The 17,991-nt window shown below is 66.0% G+C and carries 19 protein-coding genes; 7 read left to right on the top strand and 12 right to left on the bottom strand.

The features are described from left to right. Positions 1-7: 7 nt before the first annotated feature. Positions 8-925, bottom strand: a complete 918-nt coding sequence (locus tag Q0319_RS04770) for a LysR substrate-binding domain-containing protein (protein WP_299451289.1) — start codon at positions 923-925, stop codon at positions 8-10. Positions 926-1,058: 133 nt separating this feature from the next. Between Q0319_RS04770 and Q0319_RS04765 the strand changes: the two genes are divergently transcribed. The 3 genes from Q0319_RS04765 (at position 1,059) to Q0319_RS04755 (ending at position 4,027) form a co-directional block, all read left to right on the top strand. Beyond that, positions 1,059-1,952 (top strand): dioxygenase, encoded by an 894-nt coding sequence (locus tag Q0319_RS04765; protein WP_296468120.1) that lies wholly within the window; start codon positions 1,059-1,061, stop codon positions 1,950-1,952. A gap of 153 nt (positions 1,953-2,105) precedes the next feature. Next, on the top strand, positions 2,106-3,056 hold the full coding sequence (locus Q0319_RS04760; protein WP_296468118.1) for a bifunctional helix-turn-helix transcriptional regulator/GNAT family N-acetyltransferase: 951 nt from the start codon (positions 2,106-2,108) through the stop codon (positions 3,054-3,056). Continuing rightward, positions 3,053-4,027, top strand: coding sequence for an alpha/beta fold hydrolase (locus tag Q0319_RS04755; protein ID WP_299451285.1), 975 nt, complete (start codon positions 3,053-3,055; stop codon positions 4,025-4,027). Before Q0319_RS04760 ends, Q0319_RS04755 begins: the two co-directional genes overlap by 4 nt. Before the next feature lie 62 nt (positions 4,028-4,089). Here the strand turns inward: Q0319_RS04755 and Q0319_RS04750 are convergent, their stop codons facing one another. Then, entirely contained in the window at positions 4,090-4,836 is a 747-nt protein-coding gene (locus tag Q0319_RS04750) for an SDR family oxidoreductase (protein ID WP_296468114.1), read from the bottom strand. Beyond that, positions 4,833-6,032, bottom strand: coding sequence for an MFS transporter (locus tag Q0319_RS04745; RefSeq protein WP_296468112.1), 1,200 nt, complete (start codon positions 6,030-6,032; stop codon positions 4,833-4,835). The genes Q0319_RS04750 and Q0319_RS04745 overlap by 4 nt, the downstream gene beginning before the upstream one ends. 174 nt (positions 6,033-6,206) lie before the next feature. Between Q0319_RS04745 and Q0319_RS04740 the strand changes: the two genes are divergently transcribed. From Q0319_RS04740 to Q0319_RS04730, 3 genes are read left to right on the top strand one after another with little or no spacing between them, the layout of a single operon-like run. Next, on the top strand, positions 6,207-7,112 hold the full coding sequence (locus tag Q0319_RS04740; RefSeq protein WP_296468110.1) for a LysR family transcriptional regulator: 906 nt from the start codon (positions 6,207-6,209) through the stop codon (positions 7,110-7,112). A gap of 18 nt (positions 7,113-7,130) precedes the next feature. Continuing rightward, positions 7,131-7,355: a LysR family transcriptional regulator gene (locus Q0319_RS04735; protein ID WP_296468108.1), complete on the top strand. Its 225-nt coding sequence runs from the start codon at positions 7,131-7,133 to the stop codon at positions 7,353-7,355. Beyond that, entirely contained in the window at positions 7,352-7,723 is a 372-nt protein-coding gene (locus tag Q0319_RS04730) for a tripartite tricarboxylate transporter substrate-binding protein (RefSeq protein WP_299451280.1), read from the top strand. Before Q0319_RS04735 ends, Q0319_RS04730 begins: the two co-directional genes overlap by 4 nt. Before the next feature lie 109 nt (positions 7,724-7,832). On the opposite strand, the gene speE is transcribed toward Q0319_RS04730, so the two are convergent. From speE to Q0319_RS04700, 6 genes are all read right to left on the bottom strand, one after another. Further along, complete coding sequence (gene speE, locus Q0319_RS04725; protein WP_299451278.1) at positions 7,833-9,077, bottom strand: polyamine aminopropyltransferase; 1,245 nt, start codon at positions 9,075-9,077, stop codon at positions 7,833-7,835. Between the two features lie 289 nt (positions 9,078-9,366). Then, the gene (locus Q0319_RS04720) at positions 9,367-10,371 is read right to left on the bottom strand and encodes a tripartite tricarboxylate transporter substrate binding protein (RefSeq protein ID WP_296468102.1); all 1,005 of its coding nucleotides are present in this window, start codon (positions 10,369-10,371) and stop codon (positions 9,367-9,369) included. A 278-nt stretch (positions 10,372-10,649) separates the two neighbouring features. Then, positions 10,650-11,456 (bottom strand): aspartate dehydrogenase, encoded by an 807-nt coding sequence (locus Q0319_RS04715; RefSeq protein ID WP_296468100.1) that lies wholly within the window; start codon positions 11,454-11,456, stop codon positions 10,650-10,652. Positions 11,457-11,481: 25 nt separating this feature from the next. Continuing rightward, positions 11,482-12,282, bottom strand: a complete 801-nt coding sequence (locus Q0319_RS04710; protein WP_296468098.1) for an IclR family transcriptional regulator — start codon at positions 12,280-12,282, stop codon at positions 11,482-11,484. Between the two features lie 2 nt (positions 12,283-12,284). Next, complete coding sequence (locus Q0319_RS04705; RefSeq protein WP_299451274.1) at positions 12,285-13,163, bottom strand: alpha/beta hydrolase; 879 nt, start codon at positions 13,161-13,163, stop codon at positions 12,285-12,287. Positions 13,164-13,343: 180 nt separating this feature from the next. After that, positions 13,344-13,883, bottom strand: a complete 540-nt coding sequence (locus Q0319_RS04700) for a cupin domain-containing protein (RefSeq protein ID WP_296471067.1) — start codon at positions 13,881-13,883, stop codon at positions 13,344-13,346. A gap of 346 nt (positions 13,884-14,229) precedes the next feature. On the opposite strand from Q0319_RS04700, the gene Q0319_RS04695 reads away from it, so the two are divergent. Next, positions 14,230-15,597 (top strand): DEAD/DEAH box helicase, encoded by a 1,368-nt coding sequence (locus tag Q0319_RS04695; protein WP_299451310.1) that lies wholly within the window; start codon positions 14,230-14,232, stop codon positions 15,595-15,597. A 50-nt stretch (positions 15,598-15,647) separates the two neighbouring features. Here the strand turns inward: Q0319_RS04695 and Q0319_RS04690 are convergent, their stop codons facing one another. The 3 genes from Q0319_RS04690 to Q0319_RS04680 are packed head-to-tail and all read right to left on the bottom strand — an operon-like array spanning position 15,648 to position 17,980. Next, on the bottom strand, positions 15,648-16,157 hold the full coding sequence (locus tag Q0319_RS04690) for a cupin domain-containing protein (protein ID WP_296471064.1): 510 nt from the start codon (positions 16,155-16,157) through the stop codon (positions 15,648-15,650). A 10-nt stretch (positions 16,158-16,167) separates the two neighbouring features. Next, on the bottom strand, positions 16,168-16,572 hold the full coding sequence (locus Q0319_RS04685) for a RidA family protein (protein WP_299451271.1): 405 nt from the start codon (positions 16,570-16,572) through the stop codon (positions 16,168-16,170). Further along, positions 16,565-17,980: an amidase family protein gene (locus tag Q0319_RS04680; RefSeq protein ID WP_299451268.1), complete on the bottom strand. Its 1,416-nt coding sequence runs from the start codon at positions 17,978-17,980 to the stop codon at positions 16,565-16,567. Before Q0319_RS04680 ends, Q0319_RS04685 begins: the two co-directional genes overlap by 8 nt. Between the last annotated feature and the right edge of the window lie 11 nt (positions 17,981-17,991).

Genomic DNA, 17,991 nt, shown 5'->3' with positions numbered 1-17,991 from the left:
GCACGCGCTACGTCTTGCCCGATGCCGCGGCAAACTTACGCAGGCTGCGTTTGAGCGCCATGCGCCGGATCTCGGTCGCGAGCGCTTTGGCCGTCGGGCGCGGCGTGGCGCCGCGTTTCCACAGTAATCCCGGCGTGCGCATGGGATTGGGGCTCTCGAGCGGGAGTACGCAGATGTCGCTGCGTTCAGGCACCGCGTGTTCAGAGATGATAGTGGCCAGCTGCGTCTTGGCAACCAGGCCGATCATGGGCATGACTGCGTTCATTTCCACCACGACGAGAGGCTCGGCGCCGCAGCTTGCGAAGTATTCGTCCAGTAGCCGGCGCGTCGTGTATTGCGAGGACAGCAGTACCAACGGCTGTTTGTGCAATTCCACCATCCTGAGCCGGCGCCGCTTGGCATACGGATGGGAGGCGGAAACCACCAGGACCATCTCTTCGTTGTGCAAGGGCTCGAACCAAAGCGCTTCCGGGTCGGTGGGCTGGTACCCCACGCCGAGGTCCAGCTGGTCCGCGATGAGGGCGTTGGCGATGTCTTGCGCGGATAGCTCCTCGACCAAGATCTTCACGCCGGGGTGCCTGCCCATGAATCGCGCCAGGCATTCGGGCAGGAAATTCATGTTGAAGGTGAGCGTCGCCCCGATGCGGACTTCTCCCTTCAGGGCGCCCGACGACTGGCGCAGCTCGCCCAGCCCCTGGTCGACTTCGCGCAAGGCGCGCGACGCGTATCCCAAGAAGGTTTCGCCGGCCTCGGTGAGCATGACCTTCCTGCCGATGCGTTCGAACAGCACGTGGCCGAGCTCTTCTTCCAGCTGCCGTATCTGGTGGGAAAGCGTGGACTGGGTGACGTGGACGCGTTCTGCCGCCCGCGTGAAGTTGAGGCATTCCGCAAGGGCGGAAAAATATCGTAAATGGCGAAGTTCCATGGCGTGCGACGGCTGTCCTTCCCATAGAAGTGGGCCAGATTATCACGGCAGGACGCCGGTCGCGGCGCCGCTTGCTTAAGCAGGCCCGCCGACGATGGGGCCGCTGACGATAACTATCAGGAGAGAGGTGAGTATGGATGCAACGAGTACCTGCGCGCTGGACTTGACGGAAAAAGTCATTGCTTCGTTGTCCGGCTGTGAGGATGAGCGGTTCCGCTTCGTCATGACGGAGCTGGTCAAGCATTTGCATGCGTTTGCGCGCAAGGTCGATCTGCGTTCCGAGGAGTGGATGGCGGCGATACAGTTCTTGACTGCCGTGGGACAGACGTGCACCGACAAGCGCCAGGAATTCATCCTGCTTTCGGATACCCTGGGTTTGTCGATGCTGGTGGTGGCCTTGGCGCAGATGCGCGCCAGCAAGGCGAGCACCAACGCGGTGACGCCTGCGACCGAAGCCACGGTGCTCGGCCCGTATTACTGGGAGGGGGCGCCCGACCTGCCGCTTGGCGCGGACTTGGGCGCCGGCGTGCGCGGCGAGCCGGCTTTCTATCACGGGAGGGTCACCGATACGGAGGGACGTCCTTTGGCGGGCGCGCTCTTGGACATCTGGTCTGGCGACGGCGAAGGCGTCTACGACATGCAGCTCGAAGGCAATGCCCAAATGCGGGCGCGTGGCCGCATTCGCACCGACGAGGAAGGGCGGTATTGGTTCTGGTCCATCAAGCCGAGCTTTTATCCCATCCCGATGGACGGACCGGTCGGCCGGATGATAGAGCACATGCGGCGCGATCCCAACCGGCCTGGGCACATCCACATGATCGTGTCGGCCGAAGGCCATGTTCCCATCGCGACGCATTTGTTCGTGGCTAACAGCCCCTACCTGGAGACGGACGTCGTGTTCGGCGTGCGGGACAGCCTCATCGTGCCGTTCGAGCGCATGGAGCCAGGGACGGCCAGCGACGGACGGGTGATGGACCGCCCTTACTGGGAAGCACATTACGATTTCAGGCTCGCTGCGGCAAAGTAGCGTGTCGTTCCTGCGCGGAGGCGGGTGGCCGGCAGTATCGGCTCCGCGATGACGCAGGGGACGGCATCGCGGGAAGGCCAGGCGGTTGCCCGGGATTTGCGGACCGGGGCATTTCGATATACGGTTGTACCGTACAACCATATCGGAGGTGCCATGGCGGTTGTCTTGGAATCGCCGCTGATCGACTGCGTCCGCGAAGCGTCGCGGCAAATCGTGCGGGAACTGGGCTTCATGAAGCCCACTTTGGCGGCGACGGACTATCCGCCCTCGGCCGTGCACGCCATCGTCGAGATCGGCCGCCATGGTGCGCTTGCGGCGGCCCAATTGGCCGAGCGGCTGAAGCTAGAGAAATCCAGCGTCAGCCGCATGGTTCGCAAGCTGATCGAAGCTGGCGAGTTGCGGGAATCGCCGAGCGCTGAGGACGGGCGGGTCAAGCTGCTGACGCTCACGGCGCGCGGCCGCCGCACGTTGGCCGCCATCGACGCCTATGGCAGCCAACAGGTCGCCAAGGCGCTTGCGCCGCTGTCCGCCGCCGAGCGGCAGGCGGTGGAGTGCGGCCTGCGCACGTACGCGCAGGCATTGGCCGGGCGCGGGGCCGGCAAAGCCGAGGCCGTTCCCGTTCGCATCGAACGGGGTTACCGGCCGGGCCTCGTGGGCCGGGTCGTCGAAATGCACGGACGCTACTATGCCCGGGCGGCCGGATTCGGCGCCTATTTCGAGGGCAAGGTCGCCAGCGGGCTTGCCGAGTTCTGCGCGCGGCCTGCCTCGACGCGCAGTGAAATCTGGACTGCCCTGCTCGGCGACCGCATCGTCGGCGCCGTGGCCATCGACGGCGACGCCCTCGGCCCAGACGCCGCGCATCTGCGCTGGTTCATCGTGGAAGAAGGCATGCGCGGCGCCGGCATAGGCGCCAAGCTGTTGGATGAAGCCGTGGCCTTCTGCGACGCACAGGGTTTCCCCAAGATCATGCTGTGGACCTTCCAAGGCCTCGACGCCGCGCACCGCCTGTACGAGGCCCACGGCTTCGTGCTCGCCGAGGAGTGGGTCGGCGACCAATGGGGAACGGAAGTGGTCGAGCAGCGATTCGAACGGAGCCGTCCGTGAGCGCCCTGTCCAAGCCTCCCGCGAGCGGCATCGACCTGCCGGGCGCGGCCATGGCCATCACCATTCCGGCCGCGGACGGCTATCCGCTCGCCGCCTTCGTTTGGCGGGGCGTGGATGCCCCGCGGTTGGTCCCGCGTCCCGTCGTGGTCATCAACGCGGCAACCTCGGTCAAGAGCCGTTATTACTTTCGCTTCGCGCAGTACCTGTACGACAACGGCATGGATGCGGTGGTCTATGACTACCGCGGCATCGGCCATTCGCGTCCCGGGCGCCTGCGCGGCTTCCAGGCCAGTTGGACGGATTGGGGGGCGCTCGACTGCGAAGCCGTGCTCGAGTACGCGACACGCATGTGGGCGGGACGCGAGGTTCATTTGGTCGGACACAGCTTTGGCGGATGGGCTCCGGCACTGGCTCCGTCGAACCGGTACATCAGCCGCATGGTGACCGTCGGCGCGCAATTTGCCTATTGGCGCGATTACGGGGCCGGGGCGCGATGGCGCATGGCGCTCAAATGGCATGTGGTCATGCCGGCGTTGGCGCGCGTGTTCGGCTATTTCCCAGGGCGCCGCCTCGGGTGGCTGGAAGACGCGCCCGCCGGCGTGGCGCGGGATTGGAGTGCGCCGACGCCGCGCTATGAAGACCGTCCCAGCGCCCGCCGCCAGTTCCGGGATGCCGGCTTGCCCGCGGCGCAGGCGCGCGCCCACATCCTTGCCATCAGCCTGACGGACGACCCGTTCGGGACCGTCGAAGCCATCGACCGCGCGCTAGGCTATTTCATTCGGTGCGAGCGCACGCATTTGCGCATTGCGCCGCGAGAGATCGGCCGGGAGAAGGTGGGCCATTTCGCCTTTTTCCACAGCGATTTCCAGGACGTCTTGTGGCCGGTGGCCTTGGCTTGGCTGCGGGGCGCGGACCGCGGGACGATCAGCCGGATGATCGGCGTGCCTGCCCGGGCGTGGCCACCTGGCTAGCCGTTTCCGGCGTGGTGCCAGTCCTTGCCAGACACCCGAGCCTTGGCCAGCGCCCAGGCCGGCTACAGGCCGCCCGCGACTTTGAGTACCGAGCCCGTTACGTAGCCTGCGCGTTCCGATAGCAGCCACATGACCGCCTCGGCGATTTCTTCGGCGCGCGCGATACGCCCCATTGGCACGCGCGCTGCGATGCGCTTGGGACGGTCGGGTTCGCCGGCTGCGGCATGGATGTCCGTCAGCGTCGTTCCCGGCGCGACCGCATTGACGCGGATCCCCTGCGCCGCGACCTCGCGCGCGAGGCCGACGGTAAAACCCTCCACCGCGGCCTTGGATGCGGCGTAGTGCACGTACTCGCCAGGCGCCCCGGATGCGGCGGCGATGGACGAGACGTTGACGATGTGGCCGGGCCTGCCTTGTTCCAGCCACATGCGTACCGCGTGCCGGCTAAAGCTCATGGTCCCCATGACGTTCACTTCCAATACGCGCCGCAGGGTCTTGGTGTCGGCTGCGTGGAAGGGGCCGATGGGGCCCGTGACCCCGGCGTTATTGACCAGGCCGGTTATCGCCCGGGGTAGGGAGGCAGCATGCGCGAACACGCGGTCTGCGGCGTCGTCGTCTGCGACGTCCGCCTGGATGCAGGTCGCTTCGCGGCCAAGGGCCCGGATTTCCTGTACCAAGGCGTGCGCCGCATCGCCCTGCTCGTGGTAGGTGAAGCAAACATCGTAGCCGGCAGCGGCCGCCAAGCGGACCGTCGCGGCGCCTATGCCGCGGCTGCCGCCGGTAACGACGATGGTGCCTGGATGCGTCATGGGCTTGCCTCCTTGCGATGACGACGGTGAAGCGCGACGGCGGCTGCCAGTAGCGCCACGGACATGACCAGCATCAATGCCAAGGTTCCCGGGTAGCCCAGGTTTCTGATGGCCAATGCAAATACGACCGGTGCGCCGGCGCACAGGATGAAAACCGGCTTCAGGACGCCGCCGACGATGCGGCCGTATTGCCGCGCATCGAACAGGGCGAGCGGGATCGCGCCGCGCATGATGGTGGCCATCCCGTTTCCTGCGCCGTATAGGAGTGTAAAGAGTGCCGCGCCGGGCAGGGTCGTGCCGGCGGCGAGCGCGGCGGCGAATGCGAGGCACAGTAGCGAACATGGAACGAGATTGACGGTCAGTATGCCGATGCGCTGGCCGGCGAGCGCGAGGCTGCAGCGTCCTGCCACCTGGCCTAGGCCGAAGAGCGTGGACAGGGTAATGGCCGTGGCCGGCGTCCAGCCGAGCCCGTGCAACATGCCGGGCAGGTGCGCGGCCATGCCGGACTGGAGGAAAAGGACGATCGCGGCGGTGCAGCCGTAAAGCGCGACGTCTGCGCGGAGTGCCGGCAGCGGGACCGTGGTGACCGCGCTTGCGGCCGGGCCTGCGGCCTCACGGTGTGCCGGCAGGGCCAGGTGCAGCAGGGATGACGCTGCCAGTGCCAGGGCATAGGCAAGCAGGGCCGCGCGCCATCCCCAGGCCTCGGCCATCCACTGGCCGAGCGGCCAGAAGACCGTCGAGGCGAACCCGCCGAATAGTGTGATGGATGACATTGCGGTGCGTGAGCGAGGCCCCGCGAGGTGCGCCAGGGCGGCGAAGGCCGCATCGTAGAGCGCGAGGCGCATGGCAAGCCCGAGCAGTATCCAGCCCAGGTAGTAGACGGCGCCGTGATGCGCAACGGCCAGCGTGGCGCAGCCCGCGGCACCAATCCAGCATCCTGCCATCATGGCCGCGCGGCCTCCGCGCCGGTCGATCCAGCGTCCTGCGGAGGCCGAGGCGATTCCCATGACGACCAGGGCGCAGGAGAACCCGCCGTATACGAATCCTGCCTGCCAGCCGGTTTCCGCCTGGATCGATGGGCCGAACACTGACACGAGGTAGTGCATCGTGCCCCAGGCGATGACCTGGGCCACGCCGAGGCAAACGACGATACGGCGGGGGATGACGTTCTCCCGGGCCACAACCGGTGTCTTCATCGCAGATGGAGAGGCGGGCGTGCCCGGAGAAGGGCGATGGGGCATGGCTGGCGATGAGAAGTCGGTCCGGACGAAGCGCCCGGCGTCGGGGTTTGTATGGCGTTGACCGTACTCTAGCGTTTGGCATTACATAAAAGAACCTGCGTCTTCTTATGCAATGCATAAACAACTTCTATGCAGCCCCTGAATCCCGCCTACCTGCTCACTTTCAGCAGCGCAATGGAATTGGGCAGCTTCACCGCTGCCGCCGAACGGGCCGGCATGACGCAACCTGCGGTCAGCCACCAGATACGCGAGTTGGAGCGCAGGTTGCAGTTGCGCCTGGTCGAGCGGGTCGGGCGGCGGGTGATGCCTACCCAGGCCGGGCGTTTGCTGCTGGAGCACACGGCGCGCATCAAGCTTGCGCTCGACGACGCCGAGGCGGCGATGCAGCAACATGCGAATGCGCCGGGCGGGCTCGTTCGCATCGGCACCGGCGCCACCGCCTGCATTCACTTGCTGCCGCCGGTACTCAGGCAACTCAAGCGCAAAGTGCCGCAGCTCGACATCGCGGTGAGCACCGGCAATACGCCGGAGATCCTGCGCCGCGTGGAAGACAACACGCTGGATGCCGCGCTGGTGACATTGCCGGCAGCCGGGCGCAGCCTGGATATCCGGCCGGTGGTGCGTGATGCGTTCCTGGCGATCGCGCCGCGTGGCCAGGCGTCGATGAAGCGAATTTCGCCGCAGGCGCTAGCACGGCAGCCGCTCGTGCTGTTCGAGCGGGGTGCCAATACACGCCGGTTGATCGATGAGTGGTTCGGCCGGGCGGGTTGCCACGTCAAGCCCGTGATGGAGCTGGGCAGCGTGGAGGCGATCAAGGAGATGGTGGCGGCAGGGCTCGGGTGGTCGCTATTGCCCCAACTGTCGGTGGCGACCGCGCGACTCCGGAGCGGCCTGGACGTCATCCCGCTTGCACCCGGCCTGGAGCGGCGGTTGGCGTGGGTGATGCGGCGCGACAAGCCGCTGAGCCGCGCATTGGGAATGGTGCGCGACGCGGTGCTAGGGCTGCAGGCGGCGTCACGCGCGCCCTTCCAATGAAAACGAGCAGGAGCCCTCATGCTGGACTACAAGCGAATCAACCTCCAGTTGCTGACCTACCTGGACGCTTTGATGAAAGAGCGGCACGTCACGCGCGCGGCGGAACGGGTAGGCATAGGACAGTCCGCGATGTCCAGCGCGCTGGCGCGGTTGCGGGAAATCTTTCACGATCCGCTGTTGGTCAAGACCTCAGCCGGGATGGAGCCGACCGCGAGAGGCCTGGAGCTGGCGCGGGCCAGGTGAGCTGTACGCACGATGGCGCGGCCAAACCGCACGTGGACGCGGGCAAGGTCAAAGCGATCGCGACGACAGGCAGCGTCCGGGACCCGCGGTTCCCCGACCTGCCAACGGTGGACGAGGCGGGCTTGAAAGGCTACGACATGACCTGGTGGCAAGGCGTGATGGCACCGGCAGGAACGCCCCCCGAGGTGGTGGATGTGCTGGGCCGGGCGCTGCAAACGATTGCCGCGGACCAGGCGTTGCGCAGCAAGGCCTACGACATTGGCTTGAACGTCCAGTATGCTCCGGCCCAGGCACTAGCCGAGCAAGTTGCACAGGACATCGCCAAGTTCCGGCGTATCGCCGCCGAGGCAAAAATCGTGCTGGAATGAACCGGTGGGATGGCGCGGGCGGCGCTTTTGCGCCGGGCGCAAGGATAAAGCGTCCGTCATCGCGTTCCGGGGGCGTTCCGGGCAATGACGGACGCAGGAGCAGGATGCGTCAGGCCTCGTCTGCGACGAGCCGGCGGTAATAGTTCGGCAGGGCGAACAGCGCGCCGTGGACCTGGGCGTTGTAGTACTGTAGGTCGCCGACCCGGCGCTCTTCCAGGCGCCCATGTATCGTTTCGCCCGGCACCGCGACGGGGTCGAGCGAGTCGGATGCCACGGCCAGCCCCCAATATGTACCGTAGAGCGGGATGTGCAGCCCGTATGGGCGCACGTAGGCAAACTCGCTGCGCAGCGTGCGGCAGAACCCGCGGACTTGGTCGGCCTGGTGAAAAGGGGAGCCAATGTGCAGCACCAAGGCCCCGCCGGGCGACAACGCCTCTTTGCACCGGCGGAAGAACTCCGGTGTGTAGAGTGGGCCCGCAGGCGTATCCGGGTCGGTCAGGTCGAGCAAGATCAGGTCGTAGCGCTCGGAGGTGCGTGCAAGAAAGGCGGCACCGTCTTCGACCAACACCGTGGCGCGCGGATCGTTCAGCGCGCCACGATGGATCTTTTCCAAGTATTGGCGTGCGACGTCGATGACGTCGCCGTCCAGGTCCACCAGGGTTGCGCGTTCGATGGTGCGGTGTTTCAGCAGTTCTTCCAGCGCACCGCCGTCGCCGCCGCCCATGATCAACGCGGACCGCGGAGCGGGATGCGCGGTGGCGGCAGGGTGCACGAGGGCTTCGTGGTAGAAAAATTCCTCGGCTTCGGACGTCATGAACCGCCCATCGAGCCGCAGCGTGCGGCCTAGCGCCGCCGATTCGAGCAGTTCCAGCCTTTGGTATGCGGTTTGCCGGCTCAGGATGCGCCGCTCGAAGCGGAAGCCGAAATGGGCGACGTCGGCCACGTTCTCCAGCAGGAGCTCGCCGGCTTCCGCGGGGCCGTCGGCATCTCCGCGCAGCAATTGCTGGCGCTGTTGGTCCCCCGGTTGAAATGCCTCGACGATGGCCTTCATTAGGGCTTCGGCTTTGCGGGAATTGTCTTCCTGGAAGTTACAGACGTATACGTCGAGCGTCACGCCCTTGCGCTCTGGCCATGTATGCACGGCAAGGTGCGACTCGGCCAGCAGCAGCATGCCGGTCACGCCGCCGGGCTGGCCCTGGAATTCGGGAAAGGTGTGCCATTTCTCGTCAACCAGGGTCAATCCGGCCTCGAGAGTATGTTGGCGGCAAAGACGCGCGAGCGTGTCTGCGTCCGTCATCAGGACGGCATCGCAGGCGCAATGGTAAAGATCTGCGGTTAAGTGCAGGCCTTGCATGGTGTCGATGCTCCTTGGAAATGAGTCTTGCGACCAAGGGACGGGCACAACGAAAGCCCGGGTAGGCCGATGGCCTCCGATTTTTCTTGCGAAGCGGCCGGTTCTCCTGCGAAACGGCTGGCAAAAACGCTCGAGTCTACTCCAACATGAGCAGGTTCGCGAGACCCCCGGCGCCGGACGCCCCCGGATTTCTCGCGTGGATCGTCTAGGATAAAGAAAAAGACGACCCCTCGCAGGCCGCGAGGGGTCGTCCGGAGCGGGCGTCTCGCCGCCGGGCTCCGGTTCGCCGTCAGCCTGCGGTAATGCCGCGGGCCTTGATCACTTTTTCCCAGGTCTTGGTTTCGTCAGCCTGGAACTTGCGGAACGCCTCCAGGCGCAGCGGCGAGGGATCCAGGCCTTGCGCCTTGAGCGTTTCCAGGGTGGCGGGATCGCCCAGGATCTTGGTCACGTCGCGCGCCAGTTGGCCGGCGATGTTGGCGGGGGTCGAGCTGGGCAGGTAGAGGCCGTACCAGGAGACGACGTTCACGCCCTCGACGCCGGCCTGGGCCAGCGTGGGCACCTCGGGCAGGACGCTCGAGCGATCTGCGCCGGTCAGGGCCAGGGCGCGCAGTTTGCCTGCCTTGATTTGCGGCATGAGCGTGGGGACCGCGCCGAAAATCACCTGGATTTGGCCGCCCAGTGTGTCGTTCAGTGCTTGCGTGGTGCCTTTATAGGGTACGTGCAGCAAGTCCGCGCCGGTGGCGTCCTTGAACAATTCGCCGGCCAGGTGCAGGCCGCTGCCCACGCCGGGCGAGCCGTAGGCCATGGTGCCGGGCTTGGCCTTCGTCAGCGCGATGAGCTCCTGGATGTTGCGGGCGGGAACCGACGGGAACACGGCGATGGCGTTGGGCGCCTTGGCCAGCATCGCGACGGAAATGAAGTCCTTCTCGACGTTGTAGGGCAGGTTGGGCATCAGCGTCGGGTTGATGGTCATGTTGCCTGCCGGGACCACCAGCATCGTGTGACCGTCGCCCGCCGCGCGCTTGACGAGTTCGATGCCGATGTTGCCGTTGGCGCCGGGACGGTTTTCCACCACGGCGCTTTGGCCATAGAGATGCTGCAGTCCGGTCGCCAGCAGGCGCGACAGCACGTCGACGGGGCCGCCGGGGGGGAACGGGGCGACGATGCGGAATTGCCCCTGCTTGAGCGCGGCCTGGGCGGCGGCATCGTCAGCGGCGGGAGCCTGGGCGAAAGAGGCCGTGGCGACCGTCGCGAGCAAAGCGCCGGCCACCAGGCGGAGACTGGGTTTGAACATGTTGATTGACTACTCCAAGACAGAAACGGTCTGTTTCCTACTTATTCACCGGGCCTAGCCGGTCGCGGCGCCGGGCCCGCACAGGGCCCAGGCGCCAGGGAACAGACCGGGTCGGCGGAAAAGGGCGTGCTTTTCCGCCGCAAAAAAAACCTGCCGGTACTCAGTCTTACGCCGGTTGCGAGTCAGGCAGGCGGGACGGATCGCTCCTCCGATCCTCTCCCCTTCGGGGGATACCCCTGCAGCCGTTGGCTGCTGGTTCGATACGTGAGATCGAACTTCTAGATGCTTATGGCGTGGGCCTGGTTGCCGATGGCCCGCACGACGCTGTAGACGGTCAGCGCCGAGGTTTTCGGGTTGGCCGCGAGCGGCTTGCCCCGCATCGTGATTTCGAAGCTGCCGAAGGCGCCGCGGGCTTCCACGTGGTGGACGTTTTCCTTGCTGGTCGGGTCGGCGATGAGGCGCACCTGGGTGCGGTCCAAGCCCAGGCCAGCCAGCGAAAGCGTGGCGGCGACGTTGGCATTCTTCGGGAAGAGCCGGGCGGCTTCGCCGGCCGGGCCTTCGAAGATGACGGTAGGCTCGGTCAGCGACTCGAGCTGGAACGGGCCGTCGGCGGGCGTATCTTTCCAGGCCAGCGCCGGTTTGCGACCGGTATAGACCACCGAGTCCAGGCCGCCGATCTTCGCCGCCGCCAGCGCGTCGATGCCGCCGATGGCACCGGACAGCAGCTGGATCTGGGTCTTGCCGCGGGTCGCCGCTTCTTCCAGTTGGCGCGCGAGCTCGACGTCGGACAGCGCGCCGATGGATACCACGAGGCAGGGGATGCCTTGTTCCAGGGCCGGCAATACATGCGCGCGCAGCGCACCGTGCCCTGCGCATTCGACCAGCAGGTCGGGACGCTCGGCAACGTCGGCCAGGCGCGTGACGACCTGGGCCCGGGGAGCGATCTGCGCGATCTGCTCGCGCGCCGCCGCGAGAGCGTTCTCCGGCACGATCACGCTGTCGACCGATACGTCGGGGTCATTCTTCAACAGCGACAGGACGCTGGTGCCGATGGCGCCCGCTCCGATCATGGAAATTCTCAACATGAATGGCTCCTGGGCATACGCCCGGTCAACGAGTGGGTGAGTAATTGAGCAGGCGCGACAATTCGTCCGCGGTGGCTCTAACTTGTTGGATCAAATCGTCGACGCGCGATGCCTCGACGCGCGACGAAGGAAGCGCGGCGCCGAGCGCCGCGACCACGCGACCCGTATGATCGCGAACGGGGGCCGCGATACTGGTAATGCTGGGCTCGTAGAAGCCGGCGCCCATGGCATATCCCTGGGCCCGGTCTTGTTCGAGCATTTCGCGCAGCGCCGCCAGCGTGGGCGGCGTGCTGGGGGAAAAGACCTCCAGTTGTTCCTCGGAATAGAGTTCGCGGAGCTCTTCATCGTCGAGGTCGCTCAGCATGACCCGGCCCAGCACCGTGGCATGCGCGGGCAAGCGCGTTCCCAGGCTCACGGCGCTGGGAAACAGCGTGGGCGCCGAGACTTTGGCGACGTAGACGATGGAGCGGCCATCCCTGACCACCAGGTTGCAGGAATACCCGCTTTCGTCCCGCAGGCGCTGCAACAGCGGCGAACCGAGCTCGGTCAGCTCCAGCGAGGCAAGGTACTCAAAGCCCAAGGTGAGCACCGCCATCCCCAGCCGATAACTGCGGCCGCCTTCCGTGCGCTCGATGAAGCCGAGCGCCTCCAGCGTGGTCAGCAGCCGGAATACGGTCGACCTCGGCAGCCCCAAGCGGCGCGCGATTTCCGGTGCGGAGAGAATGCGGTCCTGCCGTCCGAATTGGCCCAGCAGCCGCAGGCCCCGCTCGAGCCCGGGAACGATGTAGCGGTCCGGGATGTCTTCGCTGGTGACGACTTCGCTCATGATCAACGCGAGGCGGCGGCGAGGGCTTGTTCAAGTATGGCGGCGACGGCTCCGGGCCGTTCGATGTGGCAGGCGTGCCCGGCGACATCGATGCTTCCATAGGGCGCCTGGAACATTTCGGCGATGGCTCGGCAGTTGGCCGGGATGGTGACCGTGTCCTGGTCTCCCGAGTGCACCTCTACCGGTACCGGGGCCGGTGCATAGCGCGACATGTCTGCGTTGCACAGCATTTCGATGGCCTGGCGGTAGCCGGCTGCATCGAGGCGTTCCATGTTCCAGCGGACCCACGCGAGCGCTTCGGCGCTCGGTTGCGCGGACAACATTTTGGCCGGGCGCGAACGCGCCATGCCGGCGATGCCCACTTGCTCTAGCGTGCGGATCCGTTCGGTGCGGACGGCTTCGCGACGTTCGGCTTGTGCGGGATTGCCGTAGCCGCGCGTCGGGCTCAGCAACACCAGGCGGGCCACCCGCCCTTTACCCAGGCCGTGCGCATATGCTGTGGCCATCAGCGTGCCGAGGGAGTGCCCGGCCAGCACGCAGCGTTCGATTCCCAGCGCATCGAGCATTTGGTGCAGCCGCGCGGCGTAGTCTTCCGGCCCCGGGGACGCAGGCGCCAGTCTTGCGGAGTTGCCATAACCCGGCGCATCCCACGCGATGACGCGCGTGCGCCCGGCCAGCTCGAGGGCAGCGTGCAGCCACGACCCCGCGCCCGAGCCGATGCCGTGCAGGAGGACGAGCGCCATGCCGTCCGCGCCCGTTTGGCCAGCCTCGCGAAAACACTGCGCGCCGTCGGCGGTTTGCACCGACCGCTCGGCGAAACGGGTATTGAGCAGCTCCAGTGTTTCTGGCGACGGTTCCGGCGCCAGCGTTTCGGTATGCATGGTCCTCAGTCCTTCAACCTTCTCATATCGGGGCGTTGGCACGGCAGTCCGGCGACGCGTCGCGATGCGATCCGGAACGTTTGCCAGCGCCTATAAGGCGGTGCAGGCGAGGCCGGCATAGCCGGCCCGCCCGCACCGCCCGTCGCGACGCTACAGCGCGGGAATTGCGCCTGGCGCGGATTACGACCGCTTGATCTTGGCCAGCGGGTGTTCCGGCGGATACGTCGGCGTGATGGGCTTCTTGGCGCCCAGCATCACGCACATCAGGGCGTCTTCATCGCCGATGTTGATTTCTTCGCGATACACGCCGGGGGGTACCGAGATGAGGTCGCGGTCGCTCAGGATGGTTTCGTAGCGTTCGCCGTCCTTCTCCAGGATCACCTTGAGCTTGCCACGCAGCACGAAGAAGACTTCTTCGACGTCCACGTGCACGTGCGGGGGGCCTTCATGGCCGGCCGGGATCACCATGGTCGAGAACGTGAAGTGTTCCGACGGCACGGTGTTGGAGTCAGAGGCAACGCCAGTACCGCCCGTGCCCACGTAGCGCATTTGGGCGCGGCGATACTTGGGATCGAAATCGGCCTGGAACTTCAGGGCATCCCAATCGTATTTACGGGTGGAGAAACGCGCGATGCGCGTTTCCATCCAGGTCTTGAAGTCGGCGCCTTCCGGGCGGTCCCAGCTGCGGGCGACTTGTTGTTGTTCAGACATATCCGTCATGGTGTACTCCTGCATGCGCGGCATTGCCGCTAAAGCGGATGGGGGCGGGCCGAATCGCGCCCGCCGGAAACTCGTTCGCTGTCACTGGCTGGCGTTTTATATATAAAACGCGAGTTTAATAGTGAAACAACGCTAAATATACGCCTACTGAGGCGACTCGTCACTAGGGTTAACACTAGGTCGCCGTAAGCGGGTACAATGGCACCACGTCCGGCTCCAATACGGACGCCCTCCGGCCCGGCCTCTGCGCCGCACCGCATCCGGATTCCCTTTCCCAGTTTTTCGCACGTCAGCCTCGATTGGAGTCTCTCAGCTTGAGCGACGGGCCGTCGCTGGAGTTTTCTTGATTACTTCCGAAGTTTCATTCGTCGATCTCGGCTTGGCCGAGCCGTTGCTGCGCGCTATTGCCGACGTTGGCTACACCCACCCTACACCCATCCAGGCGCAGGCCATCCCGCTCGTGCTCAAGGGCCGCGACCTGCTGGCCGCGGCGCAGACCGGGACCGGCAAGACCGCCGGCTTCACGTTGCCCCTGTTGCACTTGTTGTCGCGCAACCGCCCTGCCCAGCTTCGGCCCGGCCGGCCCCGCTGCCTGATCCTGACGCCGACGCGCGAACTGACCGCGCAAGTGGAAGAATCGGTGCAGGCCTATGGCAAATACCTGCCGCTCAAGTCCATGGTCATGTTCGGCGGCGTCAACATCAACCCGCAGATCGCCGCCCTGAAAAAGCCGCTCGACATCCTCGTCGCGACCCCGGGACGGCTGCTCGATCACGTCGGCCAGAAGACGCTGGATTTGTCGGGCGTGGAAATCCTGGTGCTCGATGAAGCCGACCGCATGCTCGACATGGGCTTCATCCGCGACATCCGCAAGATCCTCGCCCTGCTCCCGACCAAGCGGCAGAACCTGTTGTTTTCCGCGACGTTCTCCGACGACATCCGGGCGCTCGCCAAAGGGGTGCTGAACGATCCTGAAGAGGTCTCGGTCGCCCGCCGCAATACGGCATCCGAGCTCGTGCGGCAAACGGTGCTGCTGGTGCCGAAGGAGCAAAAGCGCGACCTCCTCAGCCACCTGGTGCGCAGCAACGGCTGGAAGCAGGTGCTCGTCTTCACGCGGACCAAGCACGGCGCTAACCGCCTGGCCGAGAAGCTCGTCAAGGACGGCGTTCCCGCTGCCGCCATCCACGGCAACAAGAGCCAGTCGGCCCGCACGAAGGCGCTAGCCGGGTTCAAGGACGGTTCGGTGGAAGTGCTCGTGGCGACAGACATCGCCGCGCGCGGCCTGGACATCGAGCAACTGCCCCAGGTCGTGAATTTCGAGCTGCCCAACGTGCCCGAGGATTACGTGCACCGCATCGGCCGTACGGGCCGCGCCGGGGCGACGGGTTCGGCCGTGTCGCTCGTCGATGCCGAGGAAACCAAGCTGCTTGCCGACATCGAAAAACTGATCAAGAGGAAGATCGATCGCGAGCCGCTTCCCGCCTTCGTCGTGACGGCTCCGGACCGGGAGGAGCGGGCGCCGCGGCCGCCACGCTCGCACGAGCGCGGTCCCCGCGCAAATCGCGAGGGCGGCGGGCGTAGCCAGGCAGGTCGATCGGCTGCGGGCAAGACGGGAGCGCCCTCCCCAGGATCGGGGCGCAAGCGGGAAGACGTTCGTCGTGCCACGCGCCCAGCGAAAGAGCGCCCTGACAATAAATTGTCTTCGCGCGGCTGACGCGCCATCCGGGGCATGCCCTGGATGACGCACGGAACGCGATTGCTACCTCAAGGCCGCGGCATCACCGTCCCGCAGGACTTGCACGTGCGGAACTCTTCATTGTCGAAGAAGCGCTGATAAGCCTTGGACACCGGGTCGGCGCGGTAGTCGTCGACGTGGCAGGACTCTTCGTGCAGGAAGGCGTCGCAGTTCGGGCAGAACCACTGGAAGCGGTCGATTTCTCCCGGCCGGCGCTTGCGCTCCTGCACCAGCAGGTAGGCATCCGGCGGGAAGCGGGGCGAGTGCGGGATGCCGGCCGGGGTGTAGATGACCGAGCCCTGCGGCAGCACGGCGATCTCCTCCTTGCCTTCGGGCGTCCTGTAGTGCAGGTTCATCTGCCCCTTGACCATGTACATCATTTCGTCGCTGGGGTTGATGTGGAATTCGCTGCGGTATTCCCGCCCCCGCGCGAGGAACACCAGGGATTCGGGTTCTTGCCAGAGCACGGCGACGCGTTTGCCGCTCGCGGCGAGTTCGTCTCCCTGCTTCATCAAGTCGACGATGGGCATCTTGAACATCGTTACCTCCTCAACCCAGGTAGGCGACGCAATCGATTTCGACCCGCACGCCCGGGCGGTGGGGCGTACCCCCCGTGCAGGTACGGGTGACTTTCTCGCCGCCCATGAATTCGCGGAACTCTTCGTTGAAAGCGGGGAAGTCGGCGACGTCGCGCAGGCATACCCGCATGTTCACGACGTTCGCCAGGGTGGCGCCGCCGGCCTCGAGCACGGCCACCAGGTTTTGTAGGGTACGCCGGGTCTGGACGCGGATGTCGTCGGAGACGACTTCCTTGGTGGCCGGGTCGAGCGGTCCTTGTCCCGAAACGTAGAGGAAATCGCCGGCGCGGATGGCCTGTGCCAGCGGCGATGGCGTTCCTTTGTCAGTAAACCCGGTGACGGGAGCGTGCGGGGATTGCACGAGGATCTTAGGCATGATCTGACTCCTGAAGAAGACGTGTGGATTCCAGCATCTGCGCGAAGTCGAGCACCGTTTCGTCGTGGTATTTGCGGCCAACGACTTGCAGCCCGACGGGCAGGCCTTCGGCGTCGACGGTCAGCGGCATGGAAAGCGCCGGCTGCTGCGTCAGGTTGAGCGGAAAGGTATAGGGATTGGCGAGGTGCCAATTGCAGGTTTGTCGAATACGGTCGCACAGCGGATGGCTGTCGCGGCACAGCGCGCCGACCGGGGGCGGGCCTGCCGGGCTGGTGGGCGTGAGCAGCAAGTCGACCTCGCAGAAAGCTGCCGCAATGTCGGCCGCTGCGATCCGCAGCTTGGCACGGGCGTCGGCCAGGCTCCAGCTGTCCAGGGCTGCGCCCTGCGCATACAGCGCTTGCAGCCTCGGATCCAGTGCCTTGATTTGATCGGGCTTGAGGTCGATGAAGGATTCGTACAGGCGGCTTTGCCAGACCGTCCAGGAGGCTTCAGCGAGCGCCATCCAGTCCATCCGCAACTGGGTGACGGCATGCCCTCTGCGCCGCAGCCTTTCCACGAGGCTTTCCATCGCGGCTTCTACCTTGGGGTCCAGCGCCGTATCGGCGCCGACGTCAGTCATGTATGCGATGGCCGGGCAGCGAGGTGGGAGCTCTTGCGTACGTGCGTAGAGCGAGTGCGGGTCGAACGGGGCGGGCTTGCCCATGACATGCAGCGCAAGGCGGCAGTCACTGACCGAGCGGGCGATGGGGCCAACGTGCGCGAAGTCGAAGAAGGCGCTGAGTTTCGGGCCGGACGGTATCGCGCCGTACGTGGGCTTGAACCCCACCACGGCGCAGTAGGAGGCCGGGATGCGGACCGACCCGCCGGCATCGCTGCCCAGCGCCAGCGGCCCCCAGCCCTGGGCGACGTGCGCGGCAGCGCCAGTGCTGGAGCCGCCTGCGCTGCGGCCGGGAGCCCGAGGGTTGGCGGTGATGCCGGTAAGCGGCGATTCGGAGTCCACGAGCCAGCCGAATTCGGTGGTCGTCGTCTTGCCGAACAACACCGCGCCGCCCCGGCGCAGCAATGCGACGCTGGGCGCGTCCGCCGCGGCGGGCGGCGCGCCTGCGGTTACCCGGGACCCTCGCCGTGTCGGCCAGCCTGCGACGTCGAACATGTCCTTGATCGAGACTGGAATACCGTCCAGCGGTCCGAGGGGCGTGCCGGCGCGCCAGCGCTTGGCGGAAGACTCGGCGGCGCTGAGTGCCCCGTCTCGATCCAGGAGGCAGAAGGCGTTCAGGGTGCTTGCGTCATCTGCCACCGCGTCCATCAACGCCGAGACGAGCTCGAGCGGCGAAAGTGCCCGGCCGCGGTATGCCTCGTGCAGTTCGGTCGCCGATTTCGACAGCCACGCTTGGGCCGAAGCTGGCATGGGCAGCCTCC

This window comes from uncultured Pigmentiphaga sp. (assembly GCF_937950555.1).
Lineage (GTDB): Bacteria > Pseudomonadota > Gammaproteobacteria > Burkholderiales > Burkholderiaceae_B > Pigmentiphaga.
This window is presented reverse-complemented; position numbering and strand designations above follow the sequence as displayed.

Coding starts and splice junctions, on each gene's coding strand:
- Q0319_RS04770 (WP_299451289.1), bottom strand. CDS start 925: ATGGAACTTCGCCATTTACGATATTTTTCCGCCCTTGCGGAATGCCTC.
- Q0319_RS04765 (WP_296468120.1), top strand. CDS start 1,059: ATGGATGCAACGAGTACCTGCGCGCTGGACTTGACGGAAAAAGTCATT.
- Q0319_RS04760 (WP_296468118.1), top strand. CDS start 2,106: ATGGCGGTTGTCTTGGAATCGCCGCTGATCGACTGCGTCCGCGAAGCG.
- Q0319_RS04750 (WP_296468114.1), bottom strand. CDS start 4,836: ATGACGCATCCAGGCACCATCGTCGTTACCGGCGGCAGCCGCGGCATA.
- Q0319_RS04745 (WP_296468112.1), bottom strand. CDS start 6,032: ATGAAGACACCGGTTGTGGCCCGGGAGAACGTCATCCCCCGCCGTATC.
- Q0319_RS04740 (WP_296468110.1), top strand. CDS start 6,207: ATGCAGCCCCTGAATCCCGCCTACCTGCTCACTTTCAGCAGCGCAATG.
- Q0319_RS04735 (WP_296468108.1), top strand. CDS start 7,131: ATGCTGGACTACAAGCGAATCAACCTCCAGTTGCTGACCTACCTGGAC.
- speE (WP_299451278.1), bottom strand. CDS start 9,077: ATGCAAGGCCTGCACTTAACCGCAGATCTTTACCATTGCGCCTGCGAT.
- Q0319_RS04720 (WP_296468102.1), bottom strand. CDS start 10,371: ATGTTCAAACCCAGTCTCCGCCTGGTGGCCGGCGCTTTGCTCGCGACG.
- Q0319_RS04715 (WP_296468100.1), bottom strand. CDS start 11,456: ATGTTGAGAATTTCCATGATCGGAGCGGGCGCCATCGGCACCAGCGTC.
- Q0319_RS04710 (WP_296468098.1), bottom strand. CDS start 12,282: ATGAGCGAAGTCGTCACCAGCGAAGACATCCCGGACCGCTACATCGTT.
- Q0319_RS04705 (WP_299451274.1), bottom strand. CDS start 13,163: ATGCATACCGAAACGCTGGCGCCGGAACCGTCGCCAGAAACACTGGAG.
- Q0319_RS04700 (WP_296471067.1), bottom strand. CDS start 13,883: ATGACGGATATGTCTGAACAACAACAAGTCGCCCGCAGCTGGGACCGC.
- Q0319_RS04690 (WP_296471064.1), bottom strand. CDS start 16,157: ATGTTCAAGATGCCCATCGTCGACTTGATGAAGCAGGGAGACGAACTC.
- Q0319_RS04685 (WP_299451271.1), bottom strand. CDS start 16,572: ATGCCTAAGATCCTCGTGCAATCCCCGCACGCTCCCGTCACCGGGTTT.
- Q0319_RS04680 (WP_299451268.1), bottom strand. CDS start 17,980: ATGCCAGCTTCGGCCCAAGCGTGGCTGTCGAAATCGGCGACCGAACTG.